Origin of the sequence: Cryobacterium algoricola, from assembly GCF_004402485.1 — a bacterium.
GTDB classification, from domain to species: Bacteria; Actinomycetota; Actinomycetes; order Actinomycetales; family Microbacteriaceae; genus Cryobacterium; species Cryobacterium algoricola.
The window spans coordinates 82,205-108,500 of record NZ_SOFG01000021.1 but is presented as its reverse complement, the minus strand read 5'-3'; the positions used below and the strand labels follow the sequence as shown (position 1 = coordinate 108,500).

26 protein-coding genes are annotated in these 26,296 nt (G+C 69.8%); 23 read left to right on the top strand and 3 right to left on the bottom strand.

Features of this window, described 5'->3' with window-relative positions:
* On the top strand, positions 1–601 hold a 601-nt coding region (locus E3O44_RS15550; protein ID WP_166792680.1), incomplete at its 5' end, for a C40 family peptidase.
* A 218-nt stretch (positions 602–819) separates the two neighbouring features.
* On the opposite strand, the gene E3O44_RS15545 is transcribed toward E3O44_RS15550, so the two are convergent.
* Positions 820–1,311, bottom strand: coding sequence for an inorganic diphosphatase (locus E3O44_RS15545; protein WP_134446288.1), 492 nt, complete (start codon positions 1,309–1,311; stop codon positions 820–822).
* A 45-nt stretch (positions 1,312–1,356) separates the two neighbouring features.
* Between E3O44_RS15545 and E3O44_RS15540 the strand changes: the two genes are divergently transcribed.
* The 16 genes from E3O44_RS15540 to cls all read left to right on the top strand — a co-directional run bounded on the left by E3O44_RS15540 (position 1,357) and on the right by cls (position 15,589).
* Positions 1,357–2,670, top strand: coding sequence for a tRNA lysidine(34) synthetase (locus E3O44_RS15540; protein WP_134535682.1), 1,314 nt, complete (start codon positions 1,357–1,359; stop codon positions 2,668–2,670).
* Positions 2,651–3,202, top strand: a complete 552-nt coding sequence (gene hpt / locus E3O44_RS15535; protein ID WP_134535681.1) for a hypoxanthine phosphoribosyltransferase — start codon at positions 2,651–2,653, stop codon at positions 3,200–3,202. The genes E3O44_RS15540 and hpt overlap by 20 nt, the downstream gene beginning before the upstream one ends.
* An 87-nt stretch (positions 3,203–3,289) precedes the next feature.
* Positions 3,290–5,302 carry an ATP-dependent zinc metalloprotease FtsH gene (gene ftsH / locus E3O44_RS15530; protein WP_134535680.1) on the top strand — a complete coding sequence of 671 codons (2,013 nt, stop codon included), beginning with the start codon at positions 3,290–3,292 and terminating at the stop codon, positions 5,300–5,302.
* Between the two features lie 7 nt (positions 5,303–5,309).
* On the top strand, positions 5,310–5,879 hold the full coding sequence (gene folE, locus E3O44_RS15525) for a GTP cyclohydrolase I FolE (protein WP_134535679.1): 570 nt from the start codon (positions 5,310–5,312) through the stop codon (positions 5,877–5,879).
* Positions 5,876–6,682, top strand: a complete 807-nt coding sequence (gene folP / locus E3O44_RS15520; RefSeq protein WP_134535678.1) for a dihydropteroate synthase — start codon at positions 5,876–5,878, stop codon at positions 6,680–6,682. Before folE ends, folP begins: the two co-directional genes overlap by 4 nt.
* Positions 6,679–7,044, top strand: a complete 366-nt coding sequence (gene folB, locus E3O44_RS15515) for a dihydroneopterin aldolase (protein WP_134535677.1) — start codon at positions 6,679–6,681, stop codon at positions 7,042–7,044. Before folP ends, folB begins: the two co-directional genes overlap by 4 nt.
* Positions 7,041–7,661 (top strand): 2-amino-4-hydroxy-6-hydroxymethyldihydropteridine diphosphokinase, encoded by a 621-nt coding sequence (folK, locus tag E3O44_RS15510; protein WP_241976370.1) that lies wholly within the window; start codon positions 7,041–7,043, stop codon positions 7,659–7,661. Before folB ends, folK begins: the two co-directional genes overlap by 4 nt.
* Positions 7,658–8,143, top strand: a complete 486-nt coding sequence (locus E3O44_RS15505; protein ID WP_134535676.1) for a DUF3180 domain-containing protein — start codon at positions 7,658–7,660, stop codon at positions 8,141–8,143. The genes folK and E3O44_RS15505 overlap by 4 nt, the downstream gene beginning before the upstream one ends.
* Positions 8,136–8,696: a PH domain-containing protein gene (locus tag E3O44_RS15500; protein ID WP_134535675.1), complete on the top strand. Its 561-nt coding sequence runs from the start codon at positions 8,136–8,138 to the stop codon at positions 8,694–8,696. Before E3O44_RS15505 ends, E3O44_RS15500 begins: the two co-directional genes overlap by 8 nt.
* Positions 8,693–10,405: a PH domain-containing protein gene (locus E3O44_RS15495; protein ID WP_134535674.1), complete on the top strand. Its 1,713-nt coding sequence runs from the start codon at positions 8,693–8,695 to the stop codon at positions 10,403–10,405. The genes E3O44_RS15500 and E3O44_RS15495 overlap by 4 nt, the downstream gene beginning before the upstream one ends.
* Complete coding sequence (locus E3O44_RS15490; RefSeq protein WP_134535673.1) at positions 10,402–11,181, top strand: Rossmann-like and DUF2520 domain-containing protein; 780 nt, start codon at positions 10,402–10,404, stop codon at positions 11,179–11,181. The genes E3O44_RS15495 and E3O44_RS15490 overlap by 4 nt, the downstream gene beginning before the upstream one ends.
* Positions 11,178–12,068 (top strand): pantoate--beta-alanine ligase, encoded by an 891-nt coding sequence (gene panC / locus E3O44_RS15485; protein ID WP_241976369.1) that lies wholly within the window; start codon positions 11,178–11,180, stop codon positions 12,066–12,068. Before E3O44_RS15490 ends, panC begins: the two co-directional genes overlap by 4 nt.
* Positions 12,069–12,182: 114 nt before the next feature.
* A complete protein-coding gene (gene lysS / locus E3O44_RS15480; protein WP_134535672.1) occupies positions 12,183–13,715 on the top strand; it encodes a lysine--tRNA ligase in 1,533 nt (510 codons plus the stop codon).
* A 5-nt stretch (positions 13,716–13,720) separates the two neighbouring features.
* A complete protein-coding gene (locus E3O44_RS15475; RefSeq protein ID WP_134535671.1) occupies positions 13,721–13,933 on the top strand; it encodes a hypothetical protein in 213 nt (70 codons plus the stop codon).
* A gap of 12 nt (positions 13,934–13,945) precedes the next feature.
* Positions 13,946–14,119, top strand: a complete 174-nt coding sequence (locus tag E3O44_RS19280) for a hypothetical protein (protein WP_166792679.1) — start codon at positions 13,946–13,948, stop codon at positions 14,117–14,119.
* A gap of 6 nt (positions 14,120–14,125) precedes the next feature.
* Entirely contained in the window at positions 14,126–15,589 is a 1,464-nt protein-coding gene (cls, locus tag E3O44_RS15470; protein WP_134535670.1) for a cardiolipin synthase, read from the top strand.
* A 101-nt stretch (positions 15,590–15,690) separates the two neighbouring features.
* Here cls and E3O44_RS15465 read toward each other — a convergent pair whose 3' ends face one another.
* Positions 15,691–16,884 (bottom strand): pirin family protein, encoded by a 1,194-nt coding sequence (locus E3O44_RS15465; protein WP_420897936.1) that lies wholly within the window; start codon positions 16,882–16,884, stop codon positions 15,691–15,693.
* Positions 16,885–17,009: 125 nt separating this feature from the next.
* Here E3O44_RS15465 and E3O44_RS15460 point away from each other — a divergent pair, with 125 nt between their 5' ends.
* Positions 17,010–18,320, top strand: a complete 1,311-nt coding sequence (locus E3O44_RS15460; protein ID WP_134535669.1) for an amidohydrolase — start codon at positions 17,010–17,012, stop codon at positions 18,318–18,320.
* 19 nt (positions 18,321–18,339) lie between these two features.
* On the opposite strand, the gene E3O44_RS15455 is transcribed toward E3O44_RS15460, so the two are convergent.
* Positions 18,340–19,575 (bottom strand): AI-2E family transporter, encoded by a 1,236-nt coding sequence (locus E3O44_RS15455; protein WP_134535668.1) that lies wholly within the window; start codon positions 19,573–19,575, stop codon positions 18,340–18,342.
* A gap of 244 nt (positions 19,576–19,819) precedes the next feature.
* On the opposite strand from E3O44_RS15455, the gene E3O44_RS15450 reads away from it, so the two are divergent.
* The 5 genes from E3O44_RS15450 to E3O44_RS15430 all read left to right on the top strand — a co-directional run bounded on the left by E3O44_RS15450 (position 19,820) and on the right by E3O44_RS15430 (position 26,183).
* Positions 19,820–22,345, top strand: a complete 2,526-nt coding sequence (locus E3O44_RS15450) for an ATP-dependent Clp protease ATP-binding subunit (RefSeq protein ID WP_134535667.1) — start codon at positions 19,820–19,822, stop codon at positions 22,343–22,345.
* Between the two features lie 214 nt (positions 22,346–22,559).
* Positions 22,560–23,066, top strand: a complete 507-nt coding sequence (locus E3O44_RS15445) for an amino-acid N-acetyltransferase (protein WP_134535666.1) — start codon at positions 22,560–22,562, stop codon at positions 23,064–23,066.
* Positions 23,067–23,184: 118 nt separating this feature from the next.
* A complete protein-coding gene (locus E3O44_RS15440) occupies positions 23,185–23,805 on the top strand; it encodes a hypothetical protein (RefSeq protein ID WP_134535665.1) in 621 nt (206 codons plus the stop codon).
* 121 nt (positions 23,806–23,926) lie between these two features.
* A complete protein-coding gene (locus tag E3O44_RS15435; RefSeq protein ID WP_174775090.1) occupies positions 23,927–24,391 on the top strand; it encodes a dehydrogenase in 465 nt (154 codons plus the stop codon).
* Between the two features lie 160 nt (positions 24,392–24,551).
* The gene (locus E3O44_RS15430; RefSeq protein ID WP_134535664.1) at positions 24,552–26,183 is read left to right on the top strand and encodes a GGDEF domain-containing protein; all 1,632 of its coding nucleotides are present in this window, start codon (positions 24,552–24,554) and stop codon (positions 26,181–26,183) included.
* Positions 26,184–26,296: the final 113 nt, after the last annotated feature.

Genomic DNA, 26,296 nt, shown 5'->3' with positions numbered 1-26,296 from the left:
GGCCCAGAGTGCGGCTGCGGCCAAGGCTGCCGCAGACCAGGCCGCGTCGGCCGCGCGCGCGGCAGCCGCGTCTGCCGCGGCGGCGGCTCAAGCTCCGGCTCCGGCCGCGGGCGGCAGCAACTCGGGCTCGGGTAACTCCGGGTCCGGCAACTCAGGCTCCGGCAGCTCGGGTTCCGGCTCGTCCTCGGGCGGCGGGGCGGCGACCGCGCCGGCTCCGAACGCAAGCGCCGTGCAGACCGCGATCGCCTTCGCCAAGCAGCAACTCGGCGACCGCTACCTCCTCGGAGGTTCGGGACCCGATGCGTGGGACTGCTCCGGGCTGACCAAGGCCGCCTACGCCGCGGCCGGGGTGTACATCGGCACCCATTCCGCCACGAACCAGTACAACACCATGGCCAGCCAGGGCCGGCTCGTCTCCTTCAGCAACGTACAGGTCGGCGACCTCGTCTTCTGGGGCAGCGGCGGCGACTACTACCACGTGGCCATCTACGTCGGCGGCGGCCAGATCATCGAGGCCCCCGACGTCGGTAAGCCCGTGCGCATCCACTCCATCTGGTCGCCCGGCGACGTCGCCTCCTACGTCGGCCGCCCCACCGGCTGATCCGCTCCGCAGGCGAAACGGCGTAACACCCGCGCAGCGGCGCAACTGGCGCGCTCGGTCAAGGTCGCGCGCCGCGCGCCCTTTCCGCCGCTTCGCGCCAAGCGTGCCTGGCGCGAAGCGGCGCACGTGGCGCGCGAGAGCGGATGCGGGTGGTCCGGTACGCAGAAAGGCCCCCCGGAGCGATCCGGGAGGCCTTCGTGGTGCGCGAGCGCTGAGGGTCAGTGACCTTCGGCGGCGAGCTTCTTGATGCCGTCTTCGACGATCTGGTTGGCCTCGGCGGCGTCGCCCCAGCCCTCCGTCTTGACCCACTTGTTCGGCTCGAGGTCCTTGTAGTGCTCGAAGAAGTGCTCGATTTCCTTGCGGGTGTACTCCGGGATATCGAGGACGTCCTGGATGTGGTCCCAGCGGGGGTCGCCCGCGGGAACGGCGATGACCTTGGCGTCCGAGCCGCCGTCATCCGTCATGTTGAAGACACCGACCGGACGCACCGAGACGCCGACGCCGGGGAACAGCGGGAAGTCGAGCAGCACGAGAACGTCGACGGGGTCGCCGTCCAGGCCGAGGGTGTTCTCGAAGAACCCGTAGTCCGTCGGGTACACGAAGCTCGTGTAGAGCACACGGTCGAGGTAGACCCGTCCGGTTTCGTGGTCGACCTCGTACTTGTTGCGGCTTCCCCGGGGAATTTCGATTACTGCGTCATATGCGGCCATGGCCTGGTCTCTCCCTTGTTCACAGTCTCCGGATAACGTTACTGGATGGAGTCCACGCGCCGCCCGAGACTGACACCGGAGATCGCCGACATCCGCCGGGCGATCCGCACCGTGCTGGCGGATGCCGGGCTCGGCGCCTCCGCGACGCCCCCGGCCCCCGGCTACGGCCCCTCCGCCCCCGACAGCTCCGGTCCGGCCCCCGACACCCGCGGCCTCGTCCTCGTCGGCCTCAGCGGCGGCGCCGATTCCCTCGCGCTCGCGGCGGGGACCGCCTTCGAGGCACCCCGGGCGGGACTCCGCGCCGGGGCCGTGATCGTCGACCACGGCCTGCAGGCCGGTTCCGCCGACGTCGCCGCCGAGGCCGCCCGGCAGGCCACGGCCCTCGGCCTCGACCCCGTACTCATCGTTCGCATCACCGTCGACCACGGCGAGAACCACCGGGGGAGTGCCGCAGACCTCACCGCCGACACGACCGCCACCGCCGACTCCGCCGAGAGCTACAGCGGCCCGGAGGCCGCCGCCCGCACCGGCCGCTACGCCGCCTTCGTCCGCGCACTCGCCGACACCGGCGCGACCCACGTCCTGCTCGGGCACACCCTCGACGACCAGGCCGAGACCGTGCTGCTCGGCCTCGCCCGCGGATCCGGCCCGGTCAGCCTGCACGGCATGCTGCGGGTCAGCGGTCCCTACCTCCGCCCGCTGCTCGACATCCGCCGCGCCCAGACCCAGGCGGCCTGCGCGGATGCCGGCCTCACCCCCTGGACGGACCCGCACAACGCGGAACACCGGTTCGCCCGCGTCAGGGTGCGCGAGACCGTCCTGCCGGTGCTCGAGCGCGAGCTCGGTCCCGGCGTCGCCGAAGCGCTCGCCCGCACCGCCGACCTGCTGCGGGAGGACGACGCAGCCCTCCGGGAACGCACGCTGGAGCTCGCCGAAGGGTGCTTCGAGGCCGTGGCCGACGGCATCCGTGTGCCCGTTTCGATGCTCGCAGCGCAGCCGGCGGCGCTGCAGAACCGGCTGATCCGCCTCGCCGCGGCTCGCGCCGTCCTGCGGCCCACGGCGCCAGCGCCCCTGCCTGATGCCGCGATGCCGCCCGCCGAGCCGCCCGCCGCGGCGCCCGCCGCACGGCACATACCGGGCGGCGTCGTGCTGGCCCTGCCCCGCGGGGCGACCCTGGCCGTCGGCCGGCTCGTGACCGATTGGCACGGCCAGGGCCCGCTCGACCTGCCAGGCGTTAGAGTTGTACGGCACGACGGCTGGCTCGTCTTCACCGGACCCGGCCTCGGACGGCACGCTCGGCCAACTGAATACGCACAAAGCAAAGGACCCTCCCTCCCCCATGGAACCCCGCGACATTGATGGCGACCTCACCGAAATCCTGATCGAAGAAGAGCAGATCCACGGCCGCCTCGCCGAACTCTGCCGCCGGATCGAAGCCGACTACGCGGGCAAGGACCTCCTGCTCGTCGGCGTTCTCAAGGGTGCCGTCATGGTGATGGCGGACCTGGCCCGCGAACTCAAGCATCCGATCGCGATGGACTGGATGGCGGTGAGCTCCTACGGCTCCGGAACCCAGTCCAGCGGCGTCGTCCGGATCCTCAAGGACCTCGACACCGACCTGCACGGGCGCAACGTGCTCATCGTCGAAGACATCATCGACTCCGGCCTCACCCTCTCCTGGCTGATCGCGAACCTCAAGTCCCGCCAGCCGGAATCCGTCGAGATCTGCGCGCTGCTCCGCAAGCCCGACGCCGCCCGCGTCGAGATCGACGTCAAGTACCTCGGCTTCGACATCCCGAACCAGTTCGTCGTCGGCTACGGCCTCGACTACGCCGAGAAGTACCGCAACCTGCGTTCCGTCGCGGTGCTCGCTCCTCACATCTACTCCTGAGCAACGGATGCCTGCCTCGGCCTTGCATCGCGCTCAGGGCGAACACACGGTCACCGTCCAGTGCGGGCACGGTAGCCTGACAACACGATGAACGTCAAGAAGCTACTCCGCGGGCCACTCCTCTACATCATTCTGGCGATTATCGCCGTCTGGATAGGGTCGAGTCTGATCACCATGTCCGGGTTCCGAGAGATTCCGACCGCACAGGGACTCCAGTTCCTCAAGGACGGAAAGGTCTCGGAGGCCAAGATCGTCGACGGCGAACAGCGCGTCGACCTCACGCTGTCCAGTGCAGACGACAAGCTCGGCACCAAGGTGCAGTTCTACTACGTCGCCCCGCGTGGTTCAGAGGTCGTCAAGGCCGTCACCGACGCCGACCTCTCCGGCGGCTTCACCGACGAGGTGCCGCAGACCAACTGGCTCGTGACCCTGCTCGGGTACCTGCTGCCCGTGATCCTGATCGGCGGTTTCGCCTGGCTGATGCTCTCGGGCATGCAGGGCGGCGGCAACAAGGTCATGCAGTTCGGCAAGTCGAAAGCGAAGCTCGTCTCGAAGGAGAGCCCGCAGGTCACCTTCGCGGACGTCGCCGGCGCCGACGAGGCGATCGAAGAGCTCGAAGAAATCAAGGACTTCCTCAAGGAGCCCGCCAAGTTCCAGGCCGTCGGAGCGCGCATCCCCAAGGGCGTGCTGCTCTACGGCCCTCCCGGAACCGGTAAGACCCTGCTGGCCCGCGCCGTCGCCGGCGAGGCCGGCGTGCCGTTCTACTCGATCTCCGGCTCCGACTTCGTCGAGATGTTCGTCGGCGTCGGCGCGAGCCGCGTCCGCGACCTGTTCCAGCAGGCCAAGGAGAACGCCCCCGCGATCATCTTCATCGACGAGATCGACGCCGTCGGCCGCCACCGCGGCGCCGGCATGGGCGGCGGGCACGACGAACGCGAGCAGACTCTCAACCAGCTGCTCGTCGAGATGGACGGCTTCGACGTCAAGGCGAACGTCATCCTGATCGCCGCGACCAACCGTCCGGACATCCTCGACCCGGCCCTGCTCCGCCCCGGCCGTTTCGACCGCCAGATCGGCGTCGACGCCCCCGACATGCTCGGCCGCAAGAAGATCCTCGAGGTGCACGCCAAGGGCAAGCCGATGGCTCAGGGAGTCGACCTCGAGGTCCTCGCCCGCAAGACCCCCGGCTTCACCGGCGCCGACCTCGCCAACGTGCTCAACGAGGCCGCGCTCCTGACCGCCCGCTCGAACGCGCAGCTGATCGACAACCGCGCCCTCGACGAGGCCGTCGACCGGGTGATGGCCGGACCGCAGCGCCGCACCCGCATCATGCGCGACAAGGAAAAGCTGATCACCGCGTACCACGAGGGTGGCCACGCCCTCGTCGCGAGCGCGATGAACAACACCGACCCGGTCACGAAGATCACCATCCTTCCCCGTGGGCGCGCCCTCGGCTACACGATGGTCATGCCGCTCGAAGACCGCTACTCGGTCTCCCGCAACGAACTCCTCGACCAGCTCGCCTACGCGATGGGCGGCCGTGTCGCCGAAGAGATGATCTTCCACGACCCGACCACCGGTGCCAGCAACGACATCGAGAAGGCCACCGCGACGGCCCGCAAGATGGTCACCGAGTTCGGCATGAGCGCCGCCGTCGGCCCGCTCAAGCTGGGCCAGGCATCCGGTGAGATGTTCCTGGGCCGCGACATGGGCCACCAGCGCGACTACTCGGAGCGTCTCGCCGAGAGCGTCGACACCGAGGTGCGCCTGCTGCTCGAGGCCGCCCACGACGAGGCGTACGAGGTGCTCGGCAAGAACCGCGCCATCCTCGACAAACTCGCCGCTGAACTGCTCGAGCACGAAACCCTCGGCCAGACCGAACTCGCGCCGATCTTCGCCGGCATCGAGAAGCTGCCGCCGCGCCCGCAGTGGCTGTCCAGCGACAAGCGCCCGGTCTCCGACGTGCCCCCCATCGAGATGCCCCTGCCCAAGGCGCCCATCGAAGAGGGCGTCGTCGACGGCGGAGTCTCCAGTGGAGACGCCGCGGAGACCAAGCCCAAGCGCGCGCCCGCCCGCACCCCGCGGCCCGCCACCGCCTAGGCCCCGGGTGGCAGTCGACAGGGCCCGCATCCAGGGTCTCGTCTCGGAGCTCCTCGCGGCGATCGGCGACGATCCGAACCGGCCGGGACTCGCCGACACGCCGCGCCGCGTCGCCGAGTCCTTCGGGGAGTTCTTCGCCGGACTCGGCACGGACCCGCTCGACCTGCTGCGCGACACGATCCCGGTCGGCCCGACGACGGGCGAGCTCGTGCTCGTGCGCGACCTCGACTTCCGGTCGGTGTGCGAGCACCACCTGCTGCCGTTTCTCGGCCGCGCCCACATCGCCTACCTGCCCGGAGAGAAGGTCGTCGGCCTGGGCCGGCTGCCCGCCCTCGTCGACTGCCTCGCCGCCCGCCCCCAGGTGCAGGAGCGCCTGACCGAGGAGATCGCCGAGGCGCTCCAGACCGGTCTCGAGCCCCGCGGCATCCTCGTCGTGCTCGACGCCGTGCACGGGTGCGTCACGATGCGCGGCCCGCGCCAGGTCAACAGCTCGACGGTCACACTCGCCGTGCGCGGCGAACTCGCCGAACCGGCCCGCCGCGCCGAAGTGATGGCCCTGATCGGCGCAGGCTCATGACCCGCATCATGGGCGTGCTCAATGTCACGCCCGATTCCTTCAGCGACGGCGGCAAGTGGGCGTCGACGGATGCCGCGATCCGGCACGGTCTCCTGCTGCAGTCCGAGGGCGCTGACGTCATCGATGTCGGCGGCGAATCGACCAGGCCAGGCGCCGGCCGAGTCGCCCCCGCCGTCGAACAGGCCCGGGTGATCCCGGTGATCACCGAACTCGCCCGGCAGGGCCTCGTGCTGAGCGTCGACACCCTCAACGCCTCGACCGCCCGCGCGGCCGCGACCGCGGGGGCGAGCATCATCAACGACGTCTCCGGCGGCCTCGCCGACCCGCAGATGGCCGGTGTCGCCGCCGAGACCGGCCTGACCTTCATCGCGATGCACTGGCGCGGTCACGCCCGCACCATGGACGACCTCGCGGTCTACGGAGACGTCGTCGCCGACGTGCGCGCCGAACTCGCCTGGCGCGTCGAGGCACTCGTCGCCGCCGGGGTGCAGCGGGACCGGATCGTGCTCGACCCCGGCCTCGGCTTCTCCAAGCTCCCCGCCCACAACTGGACCCTGCTCGCCAACCTTGCCGCCTTCGACCTGCTCGGCCTTCCCGTCATGATCGGCGCCTCCCGCAAACGCTTCCTCGCGACCGCGCTCCCGGACGACGCCCCGATCCCCGCCCGCGACCTGCCGAGCGCCGTCGTCAGCGTGCTCGCCGCCCAGGCCGGCGCCTGGGCCGTGCGCGTGCACGACGTCGCCGCAACCCGGGCGGCCCTGAAGGTGCTCTCGCTCGTGGAGTCGGCCAGAATAGAGCCATGATCCGCGATTGCATCACTCTCACCGGGCTGCGGGTCACCGCTCACCACGGCGTCTACGACTTCGAGCGTGAGAACGGCCAGGACTTCGTGATCGACGTCACCGTCTGGCTCGACCTGCACGCCGCGGCGTCGAGCGACGACGTCAGCCGCACCATCCACTACGGCGAACTCGCGATCGAGGTGACCGAGGCCGCAGCGGTCAACCCGGTCGACCTCATCGAGACCGTCGCCGAGCGCATCGCGGGCGTCGTGCTCGCCCACCCGACCGCCGAGACCGTGCAGGTGACCGTGCACAAGCCGCAGGCGCCGATCAGCGTCCCCTTCACCGACGTCTCCGTGCAGATCACGAGGTCCCGCCCGTGACCCCCGCCCCCGTGACGCCGAACCCCGCCCTCGTGACCCCCACCCCCGCTGAGGTGTCGCAAATCGAGGTTCGCGAGGCTCGCGAAGGTCGATCTGCGACACCTCACGAGGCTACGGAGGCGGTGTTGTCGCTCGGGAGCAACCTGGGGGAGCGGGAGGCGACCCTCGCGGCGGCCGTCCGCGACCTCGCGACCGTGCCCGGGCTCGTCGTGACCGGGGTGTCACCGCTGTACGAGTCCGCTGCCGTGAAGCCGGACGGGGTCGACGAGGACGCGCCCCGCTACCTGAACCTGGCCGTCGGCATCCGCTTCGCCGGCTCTGCCCTCGGCCTGCTCGAGGCGGTTAACGCGATTGAACACGACCACGGCCGGGTGCGTGCCGAGCGCTGGGGCGACCGCACCCTCGACATCGACATCGTCGTGTTCGGGGCGCTCGAACAGGCGGATGCCCGGCTCGCCCTCCCGCACCCGCGCGCGGCCGAGCGCGACTTCGTGCTCGCCCCCTGGCTCGACCTCGACCCGGGCGCGGTCCTGCCGGGCCGCGGACCGGTGTCGACCCTCCTCGCCGCGATCGATTCGACCGTGCACCGCTATCCCGTCGAGGAGGCGAGCCGATGAAGCGCACCCGAGCCTCCGTGATCGTCGCCTGGGTACTCGGCGCCCTCGTTATCGGGCTGCTGCTCGAGCTCGCACTCGCGGCTGCCGGCCGTTCGATCGTGCTGCCGCCGTCCAGCCTCGCCCTCGCCCTCGTTCTCTGCGCGATCGTGGTCTTTGCGCTGGCCTGGCCGATCCGGAAGTCCACGCGCGGCGCCCTCGACGGCAAACCGCGCAAGCCCGTGAACCCGTTCATGGCGGTTCGCGTCGCTGCGCTCGCCAAGGCATCCGCGTACAGCGGGGCCCTCTTGCTCGGGGCGGCCGGCGGTCTCGGCCTCTATCTGCTGACCCGTTCGGTGGTTCCGGCGGTAGCATCGGTATGGCTCACCATCGGGATGGCGTTCGGCGCAGCGATCCTCCTGGCGAGTGGTTTGGTTGCCGAGCATTTCTGTACTCTCCCTCCGGACGACGACGAGGACAGCAAACGAGGAGAAGTGCGTGCCTGACACCACTGAGGGATTCGCCGCCCCGGCACCGGATGCCGCGTCGGCGCCCGACCCGGTCCTCGAAGCGGACGGTCGTCTCGAGCTCCCGGTCGACGGCGAGTGGAAACGGGTCTCGCCGCGCTACGTCGTCGTCGAGATCGTCGGCACCGTGATCTTCGGACTCGTCCTCTGCGCCGGTGCGACCGCCCTCTGGCTCCTCGCCGAGGTGTCCTGGGCGCCCATCGTGCTCGCCCTGATCGTCGTCGTGATCCTGATCGTCGTCTTGTTCGAACCGCGCCGGGTGCGTTCGATCGGCTACCAGCTCCGGCAGGACGACCTGCTCTTCCGCCGCGGAATCATGTTCCAGCGCTTCGTCTCGGTGCCGTACGGCCGGATGCAGCTCATCGACGTCACCCGTGGGCCGGTCGCCCGCTGGCTCGGCCTCGCCGACCTCAAATTCGTCACCGCGGCCGCCTCCTCCGGCGTGCTCGTTCCCGGCCTCGCCTTCGACGATGCCGAAGCGCTCCGCGACCGGCTCGTCGAACTCGCCGAGAGCCGCCGGGCGGGACTGTGACCACCCTCGCCGACGGGGAGTGGCACCGGCTGCACCCGGCGAGCCCGCTGCTGCGCGGCGGGCTCTTCATCGTGGCCATCCTCGGTTTCATCATCAGCAATCTCCGGGAGCGCCTGCTCGACTTCTTCTTCCACGTGCCCACCTACGGCGACGACCCGATCGACGAGCTCTTCCGTCGTGGGGCGGTCGGCTGGGCGCTGCTCGGGGTCGTCGTGATCCTCGTCGTGATCCTGGTCGCCTTCTACCTGTCCTGGCGGATGCACACCTTCCGGGTCAGCGGCGAGGTCGTCGAGGTGCGCAGCGGGCTCGTCTTCCGCAGCAACCGCCGCGCCCGCCTCGACCGCATCCAGGGCGTCAACATCGTGCGCCCGTTCATCCCCCGGCTGTTCGGCGCGGCGAAACTCGAGGTCAGCGTCGCAGGCCAGGACGCGAACGTGCACCTCGCCTATCTCGGCTCCGCCGCAGCGGATGCCCTCCGCCGCGACATCCTGCACCTCGCCTCCGGTGCCCGTGCGGCCGCGGCACTTCCCGCCCCGGCGTCGACCGACGCCGCCGCCGAGGGCGAGGACTGGGTCGAACACGCCGGCACCCGCGCGGCCGGCAGCGCTCTCGGCCCGTCCCTCGGCAGCTACCTCGGTACCGCGGCGGGCGGCATTGCCGGCGGCATCGGCGGCTTCGCGACCGACCGCGCCCACGAGTTCTTCGCCCCCGAGCTCGACCCGGACGCGGCACCGCCGGAGTCCGTGGTGCGGATCCCGCCCGGCCGGCTGATCGGCTCCGTCGTCTTCAGCGGCTTCACCGTCTTCGTCCTGATCGCCATCGCGGTGCTGGTCTGGAGCGTCTCCGCCGGCGGCAGCGGCTGGCTGCTCATCGCGATCTTCCCCGGCCTGATCGCGAGCCTCAGCTTCTACTTCAACCGGTTCACGAAGTCGCTCCGCTACAGCATCGCGGGAACTCCCGACGGTGTGCGGGTCGGCTTCGGCCTGCTCTCGGTGAGCAACGAGACGCTCCCGCCCGGCCGCATCCACGCCGTCCGGGTCTCGCAGCCGCTGATCTGGCGCCCGTTCGGCTGGTGGCAGGTGCGCATCAACACCGCGGGCCATTCCACGAACAAGGGCGCGGCCGGCGAGGCGCACACCACGACGCTCCCGGTCGGCACCCTGACCGACGTCGCCCGGGTGCTCGAACTGATCCTGCCCGGTTTCGACAGCGACTCCGGTTCCGAGAACGGCCGGGAGACGCTGCTGGTCGACCACGGTGTGCGCTCGCCCGGCGGCGACGACGGGTACACGAACGCGCCGCGCCGCGCGGCCTGGCTCCGCCCGTTCTCCTGGCGACGCACGGGCTTCACCATCGCAGCCGACACGGTGCTGCTGCGCCGAGGTTTCGTGAGCCGCGAGCTCGTCCTCGTTCCGCTCGCGCGGCTGCAGAGCATCTCGATCCAGCAGGGTCCGATCCGGCGGATGCTGCGCCTCGCGCATCTCCGCGTGCACACCGTCGCCGGCCCGGTCATCGCCGCGCTCCCGGTCATCGACGTCCGTGAGGGGGAGCGCCTGTTCGAGCGCCTCTCCGCGGGAGCGATCTCCTCCGCCCGCGCCGACACCAGTCATCACTGGGCCGACCCGCGGCATCCGCTGAACCGGGCGCCGCTCGCCCCGCTTGCGCAGCCCCTCGCGCCCGTCACGCCGACCGCGGAGGCGGCGCTGTGAGCGCGCGCCCCGGTCGTCTCGGCATCGGGATCGTCGGTGCAGGACGGGTGGGCCCGATTCTCGGCGCGGCCCTCGCCGGAGCCGGTCACGCGATCGTCGGCATCTCGGCGATCTCGCAGTCCAGCCGCGACCGGGCCGAGGCGATCCTGCCGTTCGTGCCGATCCTGACCGTTCCCGAGATCGTCGAACGCAGCGAACTCGTGATCCTCGCCGTGCCGGACGCCCAGCTCGCGAGCCTCGTCGCGGGCCTCGCCGCGACGAACACCTGGCAGGCCGGGCAGCTCGTGCTGCACACCTCGGCGAAGTTCGGCATCGGGGTGCTCGCCCCGGCCCTCGCCCAGGGTGCCATCCCGCTCGCCATCCACCCGGCGATGAGCTTCACCGGCACGAGCATCGACCTCGCCCGCCTCGCCGACAGCTACTTCGCGGTCACCGCGCCGACGCCCGTGCTGCCCATCGGGCAGGCGCTCGTCGTCGAGATGGGCGGAGAGCCCGTCGTCGTCGCCGAGGGGGACAGGGCCCGCTACGCCGAGGCGGTCGAGATCGCCACGGCGTTCTCGACGTCGATCGTCGACCAGGCCGCGGCCCTGCTCAGCTCGATCGGCATCGATCGGCCGGGCGGGGTGATCGGCCCGCTGATGCGCTCGGCGATGGAAAACGCCCTCGCCCGCACCGCGCCGGACCGCCTCGACCTGTCTGCGCTCGACGACGACCCCGACGACGACCCCACCAGCCAGAACGACCGCACCGACCGCACCACAACGGAGGACGAGTGAACGTGCTCATCAAACCAGAAGTCATCAGCACCATCGACGGGCTGCGCGAGCGCATCGCCGCCGCGAAGAACCGCGCGGAGCCCGGCCCCGCAGCGCGGGTCGTCCTCGTCCCCACCATGGGCGCCCTGCACGCCGGGCACCTGTCGCTCGTGCGCCGCGCCCACGCCCGCGGGGGCATCGTCGTGGTCTCGATCTTCGTCAACCCGCTCCAGTTCGGGCCCACCGAGGACCTCGCGTCCTACCCGCGCACCCTCGACGCCGACGTCGCGGCGCTCGCCGCGGAGGGTGTCGCATTCGTCTTCGCCCCCGAGGTGTCCACGATGTACCCGGACGGCGCCGCGGACACCCGCGTCACCGCCGGCCCGGTCGCGGCGCTCCTCGAGGGTGCCGTGCGCCCCGGCCACTTCGACGGCATGCTCACGGTCGTGACCAAGCTGATCAACATCGTCGGCCCCGATGTCGTCGTCTTCGGGCAGAAGGACGCCCAGCAGGTCTTCCTCGTGCAGCAGGCCTTCGCCGACCTCAACATGCGCACCGAGATCGAGGTCGTCCCGATCGTGCGCGAACCGAGCGGCCTGGCCCTTTCGAGCCGTAACCGCCGGCTCGAACCCACGGAAATAGAGGCGGCCCTGGCCCTCTCCGCTGCGCTCGCTGCCGCGGTCGCGGCCGCCCCCGACGGGCTGCAGGCTGCCCAGGTCGCCGCGCACACGATCCTCGCCGCCCAGCCGCTGGTTAAGCTGGACTATCTCGTGGTCGTGAGCCCGCATGACTTCCAACCGGTCGCGGCGGGCTTCACCGGTCCGGCGCGGATGCTCGTCGCCGCCCACGTCGGCAGCATCCGGCTGATCGACAACGAGGCCATCGACCTCGGCAGCGCACCCGCCTGAAGCGCCCGCCCGCAGCATCCGTTCGACCGGCACGACCCGCACGACCGCACGAGCACGACCCGCACGAGCACGACCTCGCACCTGCACGAACCTGAACCGCCAACGGAGATCCGCATGAGCCAGCACACCGAACCGACCGAGCAGACCGAGCCCACCGCCGAACAGGTCGAGCAGGAGAACAGCGAGCAGAAGCTCGTGCGCCTCGCCAAGCGCGAGCGGCTCATCCAGGCGGCGACCACGCCCGGCGGCGGCGCCTACCCCGTCGGCGTGCCCGTCACGGACACGATCCCCGCCGTCCGTGCCCGCTTCGGCGACCTCGAAGCGGATGCCGTCACGGGAGTCACCGTCGGCGTTGCCGGCCGTGTCGTGTTCCTCCGCAACACCGGCAAGCTCTGCTTCGCGAGCCTCCAGGCCGGCGACGGCAGCCGGATCCAGGCCATGGTCTCCCTCGCCGCCGTCGGCGTCGACTCCCTCGCGGCCTGGAAGGACCTCGTCGACCTCGGCGACCACCTCTTCGTCGCCGGAGAGGTCATCTCCTCCCGCCGCGGCGAGCTCTCCATCATGGTCACCGAATGGCAGGTCGCCGCGAAAGCTCTCCTCCCGCTGCCGAACCTGCACTCCGAGCTGAGCGAGGAGACCCGGGTGCGGAGCCGCTACCTCGACCTGATCAGTCGCGAGCAGGCCCGCCGCAGCGTCATCCAGCGCTCACAGACCGTCGCGAGCCTGCGGAAGACCTTCACGGACCGGAACTTCCTGGAGATCGAGACGCCCATGCTCCAGGTGATGCACGGCGGCGCATCCGCTCGCCCGTTCTCGACCCACAGCAACGCCTTCGACACCGAACTCTTCCTGCGGATCGCCCCGGAACTCTTCCTCAAGCGCGCGGTCGTCGGTGGCATCGACCGGGTCTACGAGATCAACCGCAACTTCCGCAACGAGGGCGCCGACTCCACGCACTCTCCCGAGTTCGCGATGCTCGAGGCCTACGAGGCTTACGGCGACTACAACTCGATCGCCGACCTCACCCAGACGCTGATCCAGAACGCGGCGACGGCGATCGCAGGCTCGCACGTCGTGACCTGGGCCGATGGCACCGAGTTCGACCTCGGCGGCGACTGGGACCGGATCGGCATGTACGACAGCCTCTCCGCCGCCGTCGGCCACACCATCTCCCCGGAGACCCCCCTCGCCGAACTGCAGGAGCTCGCGGCCCGGGAGGGCGTCGCGGTCGAGCACCCGATCCACGGCAAGTACGTCGAGGAACTCTGGGAGCACTTCGTCAAGGGCGGCCTGACCCGGCCGACCTTCGTGATGGACTTCCCCGTCGACACGAGCCCGCTCGTGCGCGGGCACCGCTCGGTGGCCGGCGTTGTCGAGAAATGGGATCTCTACGTGCGCGGCTTCGAACTCGCGACCGGATATTCCGAGCTCGTCGACCCCGTCATCCAGCGGGAGCGTTTCATCGAACAGGCCAGCCTCGCCGCCGGCGGCGACCCGGAGGCGATGCGCCTCGACGAGGAATTCCTCCGCGCCCTCGAGTACGGCATGCCGCCCACCGGCGGCATGGGCATGGGCATCGACCGGCTGCTGATGGCCCTCTCCGGCCTCGGCATCCGCGAGACCATCCTGTTCCCGTTGGTAAAGTGAAGGCCATGAGCACCCAGCCGCAGGACGACAACACCCCGGTAGAGCCAACCCCGGCGACGGATGCCGTCGACAAGGCTGCCACGGACGCGACGCTGGAGGACAAGGCCCCCAAGGAGCGCCAGCCGATCACGACCAACCGGATCGTGCTCTGGGTGATCGTCGCCGCGATCGGGCTCTACTTCGTCGTCTCCGGTGTGTACGGCATCCTCGTCAAGTAGTCTGAAGGAACTATGGACTTCTTCTGGGGTGCGTTCTTCTCGATCCTGCCGACGGTCGCGCTCGGATTGATCTTTTGGGTCATCATGCGCTCGATCATCAGGGCCGACCGTACCGAGCGGAAGGTCTACGCCGAGATCGAGGCCGAAGAGCGCGCCAGACTTGGCCTTGAGAAGCCGACCACCTAAGTTCGCATGTTCGGCATCGACATCTCGACCTTCATCCTCGTCGTGGCCCTGGTCGTCGATTTCACGATCCGTGTCGTTGCGATCATTGTCGTTCCCCGCAACCGCCGCCCGACCTCGGGCATGGCGTGGCTGCTCGCCATCTTCTTCATCCCGTACATCGGCGCATTGCTCTTCCTGCTGATCGGCTACCGCACCCTGCCGAAAAAGCGGATTGAGATGCAGGCCGAGATCAACCAGTTCATCCTCGAAAGCACCGACGGGATCGAACAGGTGCGCCGCGACCACCCCTGGCCGGGGTGGCTCGAGTCCGTGGTCGAGCTCAACCGCAACCTCGGGGCGATGCCGCTCGTCGGAGGCAACACCGCGCGCCTGCTCGGTGACTACAACGCGACCTTCGCCGAGATGATCGTCGACATCGACAAGGCCAAGCGCTGGGTGCACGTGGAGTTCTACATCCTCTCCCTCGACACGACCACCGCGCCGTTCTTCGACGCGATGGAACGCGCGGTGCAGCGCGGCGTGACCGTGCGGGTGCTGATGGACCACATCCAGTCGATGCGGAAGCCCGGCTACCGCAAGACCCTGAAGCGGCTCACCGAATCCGGGGTCAAGTGGGAGCTCATGCTCCCCTTACAGCCCCTCAAGGGCAAGTGGCAGCGACCGGACCTGCGCAACCACCGCAAGCTCGTGACGGTCGACGGTGTCGTCGGCTACATGGGCTCGCAGAACATCATCGACCGCACGTACAACATGAAGTCGAACCTCCGGCGCGGACTCAAGTGGAAAGACCTGATGACGCGGCTCGAGGGCCCGATCGTCGCCGGGCTCAACGCGATCTTCATCACCGACTGGTACGGCGAGACGAACGAACTCCTCACCCGCGACATCCAGCCGGTGCAGCCCACACAAGCGCCGCACACGCTCGACTGCCAGGTCGTGCCGAGCGGACCGGGGTTCGAGGGCGAGAACAACCTGCGACTGTTCCTCGCGCTGCTCTATTACGCCCAGGAACGCATCGTGATCACGAGCCCGTACTTCGTGCCCGACGAGTCGATCATGTACGCGATCACGACCGCGACCCAGCGCGGACTGCACGTCGAGCTCTTCGTCTCCGAGATCGGCGACCAGGCCCTCGTCTACCACGCCCAACGGTCGTACTACGAGGAACTACTGCGGGCCGGCGTGATCATCTACATGTACAAGGCGCCGTACGTGCTGCACGCGAAGCACTTCACGATCGACGACGAGGTCGCGGTGATCGGGTCGAGCAACATGGACATGCGCTCGTTCAGCCTCAACTTCGAGGTGTCCCTGATGGTGCGCGGCCGCAGCTTCGTGCGCGACCTGCGCGCGGTCGAGGACGGCTACCGGGCAGACAGCACCCTGCTCACCCTCGAGGACTGGATGAAGCAGCCGCTGCGCTCCACCATCCTCGACAACCTCGCCCGCCTCACCTCTGCCGTCCAGTAGCCCCGCCCCGCCGCGTACCTTTCCGGTCGAGAGTTACCGTTGCGCGGGTCACTCTCGACCGGAAAGGTACGTCTCGTGCGGGTGCGGGTGCGGGTGCCGGGTCAGGTGCGGGGCTTGAGGCGCACGGTCGGGAGCTCGGGGGCGGGTAGCGCGGGACCCGGGTAGCCGGCGACCGTGCCGAAGCGGCCCGCGGCATCCGCCCCTTCGATCACCTCGGACTGCCACTGGGCCCGCCACGCGGCGACCTCCTCGTGGCTGCGGCCGATGAAGTTCCACCACATCACGAGCTGCTCCGGGAACGGTTCGCCGCCGAGCAGCAGCACCCGCGCCGGGTGCCTGGAGTGGTTCTCCAGGCGGATGCTGCCGTGCCCCGCGCCGAGGTATCCCAACTCGCTGCGCGCGAGCGTCACGCCCTCGACGAGCACCGGGCCGCGGTCGACGAGCACCCCGTGCTCGAACGTGGGGTCGAGGTCCAGGTCGAGCACGGCACCGGACGGGAGGTCGATCTGGGCGCCGAGGACCGGGCTGTACACCTGTGCCGCGGAGACGACCGCGTCGCCGTCGCTGCCGGCAAGGGCGCTGTCATTCCTTCCGGCACCGAGCGTGCCGATGAACACCCGTGCGGTCGCCCCGCCGCCGAGCGGCACCTGCGGAACCTCGTGGTGCTCGAAGTGCGGCGCCTGGTGCCGGTGCTCGTCGGGGAGCGCCAGCCAGAGCTGCACCCCGTGCAGCACCCGGGCGTCCGGCGTGGACACCTCCGAGTGGCTGATGCCGCGCCCCGCGGTCATCAGGTTGAGCTCGCCGGGGCGCACCGCGGCGTGGCTCCCGGTACTGTCGCGATGCTCGATCTCGCCTTCGAAGAGCCAGCTGACGGTCTGCAAACCGGTGTGCGGATGCGGCGGAACGACCATGCCGCGCCGGGCGCCGTCCGCGACGCCTCCCGGACCCTCCTCGCGAGCGCCGGCCACGCTCCCCGGGAAGATTCCGGATGCCGTCCCGGAGCCGATCTCGGGCGCGTTCGGCGCCACGATCTCGTCTGGTCCGTAGTGGTCGATGAAACACCAGGCGCCGATCGTGGATCGGCCCCGCTGCGGCAGGGTGCGGCGCACGTTCATGGCGCGGGGGCCGCCGAGCGGCACGTCCCGCGGGAGCAGCAGGAGCACCGGGCCACCGGCATCCGCTGCACCGGTGCCGGCACCGCCCGGGCCCGTGGTCGCTGCGCTCGTCGCGGTCGCCACGGCGCCCGTGCCGCCGGCGATCACGAGCTCTGAGGGGTCACGTTCGAGGTTGCTCACGCTGGCAGCCTAGGCGCAACTCCCCGGTCAGCGCTGGAGGCTCTGGTGGAGGGCGCCCGGAGCGGGCACTATGGACCTGCCGAGTACTCGTCGCGTCTTCGAACCCCCTCGGCCCAGGAGCCGTCATGTCCGATCAGACCCCCGCGGGGTCCCCGCCGGTCCCCGGTCCCGCTGCCGACGAGGCCGCTGCTGCCGGGGCGCAGACCGCCGCCATCGCAACCCTGCTCCCCGGGCTCCACGCGCTCTACGAGGACCTGCACCGGAATCCCGAGCTCTCCTTCGCCGAGCACCGCACCGCGGCCCTGCTCGCCGGGCGGCTGCGCGCCCTCGGCTACGAGGTGACCGAGGGCGTCGGTCGCACCGGCGTCGTCGGCCTCCTGCGCAACGGTTCGGGACCGACCGTGCTGCTGCGCGCCGATATCGACGCGCTGCCCGTCGCAGAGGCTACGGGGCTGGCCTATGCGAGCACGGTCACGCAGGTCGGCGTCGACGGCGTGGAGTCGCCGGTCATGCACGCCTGCGGCCACGACATGCACGCGACCTGGCTCGTCGGCGCCGCCGCCGTGCTCGCGGGGCAGCGCGCCGACTGGTCGGGCACCCTCCAGCTCGTGTTCCAGCCGGCCGAGGAACTCGGCGCCGGCGCCGCAGCGATGATCGAGGACGGCTTCTTCGACCGCTTCGGCACGCCCGACATCACCCTCGGCCAGCACGTCACGCCGTGGCCGGCCGGCGAGCTGCTCTATCGGGCAGGGAGCGTCATGACCGCGGCCGATTCGATCCGCATCGTGCTGCACGGCACGGGGTCACACGGGTCCACCCCCGAGCAGTCCGTCGATCCCGTCGTGCTCGCGGCATCCGTCGTGCTGCGCCTGCAGACGATCGTGTCGCGGGAGATCGCCGCCGCCGACTTCGGCGTGCTCACCATCGGCACCCTGCACGCCGGCACCAAGCAGAACATCATCCCCGACTCGGCCGAACTCGGCATCAGCATGCGCACCTACGAACCGCTCGTGCGTGAGCGGATGCTCGCCGCCATCACCCGGATCGTCACCGGCGAGTGCGCTGCGGCCGGCTCTCCCCGCCCGCCGGAGATCGAGGTCACCTTCTCGGTACCCGCGCTGGTCAACGAGCCGGCCCTGACGGCGGAGTTCGCGGGGGTGTTCACCGACCGCTTCGGCGCCGGGCGGGTCGGAGTCGGCCCGCAGGCGGCGCCGAGCGAGGACTTCGGCCTCTGGGGCAGCCGCGCCGGCTGCCCGTCGTTCTTCTGGTTCACCGGCGGCGGCGACCCGGCCGCGTTCCGTGCCGCGATCGCCGCCGGCCGGATGCAGGACGTGCACTTCAACCACTCGCCGTTCTACGCTCCCGTGCAGGACCCCACGATCCAGACCGGCATCGAGGCCCTGGTCGCCGCCGCCCGCCACGCCCTCACCCGCTGACCCCGCCTGCAGCATCCGGTCAGTGGGCGCGGTCCTGCCGCGGCACGACGACGGTCTTGATGATCAGCAGGATCGAGGCCGTGACCGGGATCGCGATGAGCGCCCCGAGCATGCCGAGCAGCGCCCCGCCGGCGATCGCCCCGATCACCACGAGCGAGCCCGGTACGGCGATCGCCTTGTTCATCACCCGCGGGGTGAGCACATACGCCTCGATCTGCAGGTAGACGAGGTAGTACAGGCCGATCCAGAGCGCGGTCGCGGGGGAGGCGAGCAACGCGACCGCGACCACGATCACGGCGGCGAACACGGAGCCGATCAGCGGCACGAGCGCGAGCGCGAAGACCACGACCGCGAGCACCCCCGCAAACGGCACGCCGATGATGAGCATCGCCACGAGGCCGAGCCCGGAGTTGAGGCACGAGAGCAGCAGCATCCCGTTCACGTAGCCACCGATCGACCCGGTGATCTGCTCGGAGAGGTCGATGAACCCCGGCCGGCGTGGACGCGGCACGAGCGAGTAGAGGGCCTTCTTCATCGCATCGAGCGACGCGAGGAAGTACAGGCTCAGGATGAGCACGATCATCCCGCCGGTGACCCCGTTGATGAGCCCCACGCCGACCTTGACCAGGCCGGAGCCCACGAACAACCAGCTCGCCGGGTCGGTCGCGAGGGCGATCAGCCCCTCGAACAGGGCCGGGAGGTCGATGATCCCGAGCTGGTCGGACAAGAAGATGAACCAATCCTGTTGTTCCAGGCCGACCAGGTAGGCCGGCGCCAGCTGGGCGAACGTCACGATCTGCCGCACGATCACGGGAACGACGAGGAGCACGAGCAGCACGGCGACCACGGTGAGCGCCACGAACACGAGCCCGATCGCGAGCGGCCGACGCAGGCCCCTGCTGACGAGCAGCCGCACCACGGGATCGAGTCCGAGCGCGATGAACAGGGCTGCGCCGACGGAGATCAGGATCGTCGACAGCGACGCGAGGGCGGCGCCGAGCGCGACGGCCGTCAGCACACCGAGCGCCCCCACGAAGCCCGCGACGAAAGGCGAGCGCAGGGTCGCGGCCACCGAAAGCGGTGCGGCCAGGCGAGCGGATGCCGCCCCGCGGCCCCAGTGCACGCCCGGCGTCACCCGTGGCCGGGACGCGCGGCGCCGGGCATCCGTCCGCTGTGGCCGGATCGGGGCGAGCCCGCCGCCCGCTGCCGAACCCGTAGCCGGGGCCGCTGTCCGCGCATTGTCAACGCCGTCCATCTCCGCTGCCTCTCGCCGTCGTCGACCGCGTCGTTGTCGACCACGTCGTCCCTGCCGTCCCTGCCGTCCCTGCCCGCTGCCGAGGGTATTACCACCCCGAGCGGCACCGCAAGGAGGGTCAGACCGCGACCCGGGGCAGACATCCGTCACGCCTGCGGCGAACAGAGGCGCGCTTTGGTGGCTTCCCTCGTTACTCTCGATGTATCGGCGCCACACCTGCCCCTGGTGCCAAGGGAGTGATCACATGTTTGAGAGATTTACCGACCGAGCTCGTCGTGTCGTCGTTTTGGCCCAGGAAGAGGCCAAGATGCTCAACCACAACTACATCGGCACCGAGCACATCCTGCTCGGGCTGATCCACGAGGGTGAAGGCGTCGCCGCCAAGGCCCTCGAGAGCCTGGGCATTTCGCTCGACGCCGTGCGCGAGCAGGTCCAGGACATCATCGGCCAGGGCCAGCAGCAGCCGACCGGGCACATCCCGTTCACGCCGCGCGCCAAGAAGGTGCTCGAGCTGAGCCTCCGCGAGGCCCTGCAGCTCGGCCACAACTACATCGGCACCGAGCACATCCTGCTCGGCCTCATCCGCGAGGGTGAAGGCGTGGCCGCCCAGGTGCTCGTCAAGCTCGGCGCAGACCTCAACCGGGTGCGCCAGCAGGTCATCCAGCTCCTCTCCGGCTACCAGGGCAAGGAGCAGGTCCAGGTCGGCGCCAACGAGACGGCGAGCGGACCGGCGGGCAGCCAGATTCTCGACCAGTTCGGCCGCAACCTCACCCAGGCCGCGCGCGAGAACAAGCTCGACCCCGTGATCGGTCGTGAGAAAGAGATCGAACGGGTCATGCAGATCCTGTCCCGGCGATCGAAGAACAACCCGGTCCTGATCGGTGAGCCCGGCGTCGGCAAGACCGCCGTCGTCGAGGGCCTTGCCCAGGCCATCGTCAAGGGCGATGTGCCCGAGACGCTCAAGGACAAGCAGCTCTACTCGCTCGACCTCGGCTCGCTCATCGCCGGAAGCCGCTACCGCGGTGACTTCGAGGAGCGCCTGAAGAAGGTCACCAAGGAGATCCGCACCCGCGGCGACATCATCATCTTCATCGACGAGATCCACACCCTCGTCGGTGCCGGTGCCGCTGAGGGCGCCATCGACGCGGCCTCGATCCTCAAGCCGCTCCTCGCCCGCGGCGAACTTCAGACGATCGGTGCCACCACGATCGACGAGTACCGCAAGCACTTCGAGAAGGATGCCGCGCTCGAGCGCCGCTTCCAGCCGATCCAGGTCGCGGAGCCGTCCCTGCCCCACACCATCAACATCCTCAAGGGACTCCGCGACCGGTACGAGGCGCACCACAAGGTGTCCATCACCGACGGCGCCCTCGTGGCCGCGGCGAACCTCGCCGACCGCTACGTGTCCGACCGGTTCCTCCCGGACAAGGCCATCGACCTGATCGACGAGGCCGGCGCACGCCTCCGCCTCTCGATCCTGTCGAGCCCGCCCGAGCTGCGCGAATTCGACGAGAAGATCGCCGTCGTCCGCGCCGCGAAGGAAACCGCGATCGAGGACCAGGACTTCGAGAAGGCCGCCGGCCTGCGCGACGAGGAGAAGAACCTCCTCGGCGAGCGTCTGCGCCTCGAGAAGAAGTGGAAGTCCGGCGACGTCAAGACGACCGCCGTCGTCGACGAGGGCCTGATCGCCGAGGTTCTCGCCCAGGCGACCGGCATCCCGGTGTTCAAGCTCACCGAGGAGGAGTCCTCGCGGCTCGTCTTCATGGAGAAGGCCCTGCACCAGCGCGTCATCGGTCAGGAAGAGGCCATCTCGGCGCTCGCCAAGACCATCCGCCGCACCCGTGCCGGACTCAAGGACCCGAAGCGCCCGAGCGGTTCGTTCATCTTCGCCGGCCCCACCGGCGTCGGTAAGACCGAGCTCGCCAAGGCGCTCGCCGAGTTCCTCTTCGACGACGAGGCCGCCATGATCTCCCTCGACATGAGCGAGTACGGCGAGAAGCACACCGTGTCGCGCCTGTTCGGTGCGCCTCCCGGGTTCGTCGGCTTCGAAGAGGGCGGCCAGCTCACCGAGAAGGTGCGCCGCAAGCCGTTCTCCGTCGTGCTGTTCGACGAGATCGAGAAGGCCCACCCGGACATCTTCAACTCCCTGCTCCAGATTCTGGAAGAGGGCCGGTTGACGGATGGCCAGGGTCGCGTGATCGACTTCAAGAACACCGTGATCATCATGACCACGAACCTCGGCACCAAGGACATCAGCAGCTCGCCCGTCGGCTTCCAGCTCGAGGGCGACACGACGACCGGCTACGAGCGGATGAGCGGCAAGGTGAAGGAAGAACTCAAGAAGCACTTCAAGCCCGAGTTCCTCAACCGCGTCGACGAGGTCATCGTGTTCCCGCAGCTGACCAAGCCGGAACTGCTCCAGATCGTGGACCTGTTCATCAAGCGCCTGAGCGACCGTCTGCTCGACCGCGACATGACCGTCGAACTGACGGTCCCCGCGAAGGAGCACCTGATCGAGGTCGGCTTCGACCCCGCACTCGGCGCCCGGCCGCTGCGCCGCGCGATCCAGCGCGAGGTGGAGGACCGTCTCTCCGAGAAAATCCTGCAGGGCGAGCTCAACGCGGGTGACCACGTGCACGTCGACTTTATCGCCGGCGAATACGTCTTCACCACGACGGCTCGCGCCACGGCCGTGTCCGTCGGCGTGAACGCCTCCGCGGCGCTCGGCACCGGCTCGGGCACGCCCGACCTCGCGGTCGCCACGGACTAAGCGGCGACGCACGACAACCTGGAGGGGCCAGGCGGAGACATCCGCCTGGCCCCTTCTGTGCGCCCACCGCCGCCGGTCCTGCCGCGCCCGCGCGGGGGCTAACTCAGGAAGAACGACCCGGCGATTGCGTCGGGTCGCGGAAACACGGGCCAGTCTTCCGTAGACTGGAACGGTTTTCCTGAGTTAGCCACACGAGAGGCCGGGCACGCAGCAGATGCAGGAGTATTCGGTTCGCCGGGCGCGCACGAGCGACGTCCCCCGCATCCAGACCCTGGTGGCGCCGCTCGTGCAGGAGCGCATCCTGCTCGGCAAGGAAAGCGTCGTCTTCTACGAGGCCGTCCAGGAGTTCCGTGTCGTCGAAGACACCGCGGGCGAACTCATCGGCGTCGGCGCCCTGCACGTCATGTGGGAGGACCTCGGCGAGGTCCGCACCCTCGCCGTGACCGCAGACTGGCTCGGCCGCGGCGTCGGCCACGCGCTGCTCGCCCGGCTCGAAGCGGATGCCCGAGAGCTCGGCCTCTCCCGCCTGTTCTGCCTCACATTCGAGGTCCCCTTCTTCACCCGGCACGGATTCACCGACATGGGCTCGGAGACCGTCGACCCGCTCGTCTACGCCGAACTCGTCCGCTCCCACGACGAGGGTGTCGCCGAGTTCCTCGATCTGGCCAGGGTGAAGCCGAACACCCTCGGCAACACCCGAATGGTGAAGCGACTCGGCTGACCCCGCGCGCCCGGCCCGCACGGCGCGCGCTGGGCATCCGCTGCGGAAGCGGGGGAATCCGCGCCGACACGCACCGGCCTTCCCGCAGCTGCCGGACAAAGCTCGTTAGCCTTGGGGCATGTCGACGATCAAACATCCGGTCGGCCCCCAGTCGAGCAAGGTCTACTGGCGCCGACGCCTCATCGTGGGTCTCGGCCTGCTCTTCGTGATAGTCATCATCGTGCTGATCGTGGTGCGCCCGGGATCTGGCGGCAGCCAGCCGGCCCCGACGCCCTCGGCGACGACCGGTACCGACGCCCCGGCCGCCGCCCCGGCAGCAGACGCCGCCCCTGCCGCGTGTGACCCTGCCGCCGTGACGGTGGAGGCGCTGACCGATGCCGTCACCTACCAGCCCGGCCAGAAGCCCGAACTGTCCCTCAGCATCACGAACACGGGAACCGTCCCCTGCGTGATCAACGCGGGCACCTCGAAGCAGATCTTCACGATCTCAAGCGGCCAGGACATTTACTGGACGTCGACGGACTGCCAGAGCGCCGCGGCCGACGCCGAGGTGACGCTGCAACCGGGCGTTCCGGTGAGCTCGACGACACCGATCGCCTGGGACAGGGTCCGTTCCAACGCCGCCACCTGCGACGAGTCCACCCGCGCCGCCGCGCCGGCCGGGGGAGCCTCGTATCACCTTGCCGTCTCCGTCGACGGAATCGCGTCGGCGACACCCAAGCAGTTCATCCTCGACTGAACGTCGGCCCGCACTCGACATCGGCCAGGGCCGGACACCAGCACGGACCGGACACCAGCCCAGAGCGGAATAGCCCGCTCCGGTGCCCGGCAGGTGCAGGCGGAATGATTGAATGGATGGCGTGACTGACGCGACCGACCCGACCCCGCCGATTCCGGTAACTCCGCCGACCCGCTCCGTGGCCCTTGCCGCCGCGCTCGCGGCCCAGGATGTGGCGGCCGTCGCATACGCCCTCCGCAACGACGTCGTGATCGTGCCGCAGCTCGTCGTCAACGGGCAGGGCGAGCAGGTGCGCGTCTTCGGCCGTGAAGGCACAGACAAGCGGATGCTGCTGCTCTTCTCCTCCGCCGAGAATTACGTCCGCATGGTGCCGGACGAAGTCGACCCGCAGGTCATGGTCGGTGACGCCCAGTGGCTGCGCGATTTCCTCACGGTGCACCGGAACGTGCTCGAGATGGTCTTCTTCGACATCGCCGGGCCGCACGTGATGCAGGCGGCCCCGGATGACCTGATGGCGGCGCTCGGAACCCTCCCGGAAGCCGGGACCGGCACCGAAGCCGAGGCCGGTTCCACAGGCGACGTGTGACCCGGCACCCCCCGTCGGTGGGCATCCTGCGCGGTCCAGTCGACGGTATCTGGGCTGGGCGCTAGGCTGAGCCTCGACAGTGTTTCACCCTCTCTCGGAGAGGGTTCCCGGTGGGGAGACTGCAGGCCGGGAACACACGCCTGTCGGGGAGCAGGCCACGATGAACGTACCGTCGAATGAGTCGATAGATGCGAGACTCGCGCGCGTCGAACGCCTGTTCTGGATCGACCGCGATGAGGCCACCCAGGCAGCCAGAGACTGGCTGATCGAGTTGGGCGTCGTCGACGTGGACGGCGTGAACGGCGAGCCCGTCGACTACAGCAGCGTGGAGATCGGCCTCGGACGGGGAGCCGTGGCCCGGCGCCTCCGGGTGCTCCTCGCCAACATCAGCCGCACCCGCGGCGACCCGAGCCGCAGCGCCGCCGAGGTCCAGCAGATCCTCGCCTGGGCCGAGCGTCACGGTGAGGTCGCCCTGCAGTCCCGCTGCCACGACGTGCTCGGCTCGGTGTTCGAGATGGTCGGCGATCCCGCGCTCGCCCTCGAGCACGCCGTTCGCGTCAACGACCTGATCGACGAGAGCGAGGTTCCGCTGATGCGCGCCGCCGCACGGCTCTGCCTGGCCGATGCCCTCGGCTCCGCCGGATCCTTCGACGAGTCGCGACGTCGCTACAACGAGGCCCTGCGTCTCGTCATCGACGACACCGACACCAACATCCGCTACATGATTCTGAACAACCTCGGCTACACCGAGTACCTCGCCGGAAACCACGAGGCAGCGCTCGAGACCGTCGAGCACCTGATTGCCCTGTCCGAGGCGAACTCCCGCCCGATCGGCATGTACGCGCGCGACACGATCGCCAGGGTTTACCTCACCGCAGGGCGGCTCGACGAAGCCGAGCGGATGCTGCTCCCGGCCATCGAAACCGCGAACGACGATCCCAACCCCGATGCCGTCTCGGCAGCACTGGTCACCCTCGCCGAGGTCTACCGGACCCAGGGGCGGCTCGACGCTGCGCAGCGCGTGATCGACCAGTGCGCCACGCTCGCCGCCGGCCACGGCCTCGTCCGCTGGTTGACCGAGGTCGCGCGCGAGCAGGCCGAGTCCTACGCCGCGAACCTTGACTACCGGCGGGCCTTCGAGGCATACCGGAGCTACCACGCCCAGTCGGTCGCGCTCGGCGCGAGCGAGAACGAGGCCCGCGGGCGCATCCTCGAGGCAATGTTCCAGACCGCGGAATCACGCCGCGAGAGTGAACGCTACCGTGAGCTCGCCGAGCGCGACCCGCTCACGAGCCTGCACAACCGGCGTTTCGTCGACGAACACCTGAGCATCGCCGCGATCCGGTCCGGCGAGGGCGGCCCGTGCTTCGCCATCGCGATGATCGACATCGACCACTTCAAGCGCATCAACGACGCCCTGTCCCACGCGGTCGGCGACGAGGTGTTGCGCAAGCTCGGCGAGATCCTGAAGCTCGCCGCCAACCGGGTCGCCGGCGGGATCGCCGCGCGTCTCGGCGGGGAGGAATTCCTGCTGATCCTGCCCGGCGCCGACGCGGCGGAGGCCCGCGAACGCTTCGAAGAAGCCCGAAGCGACATCGCAGACTACGACTGGACCCCGATCACCGCCGGGCTGCCCGTGACCGCGAGCATCGGGGTCGCCCTCGCGCCCGAGGACGGCGTCCAGACCTCCGACCTTCTGCGGGCCGCGGACGTGCGCCTGTACGTCGCCAAACGCGACGGCCGCAACCGGGTCGTGCACACCGCGACCATCCAGGCCTCGGCCGCGCGCTGATAGCGCCTGGCGACTGCGGCGCACCCTGCGGTTGCGCGCGCATGCCGTCTTCCCGCCTGCGCTGAGGCTGCCTGAGCGTCGCGCACCAACTTCGCCGCTTCGCGCCAGGCATG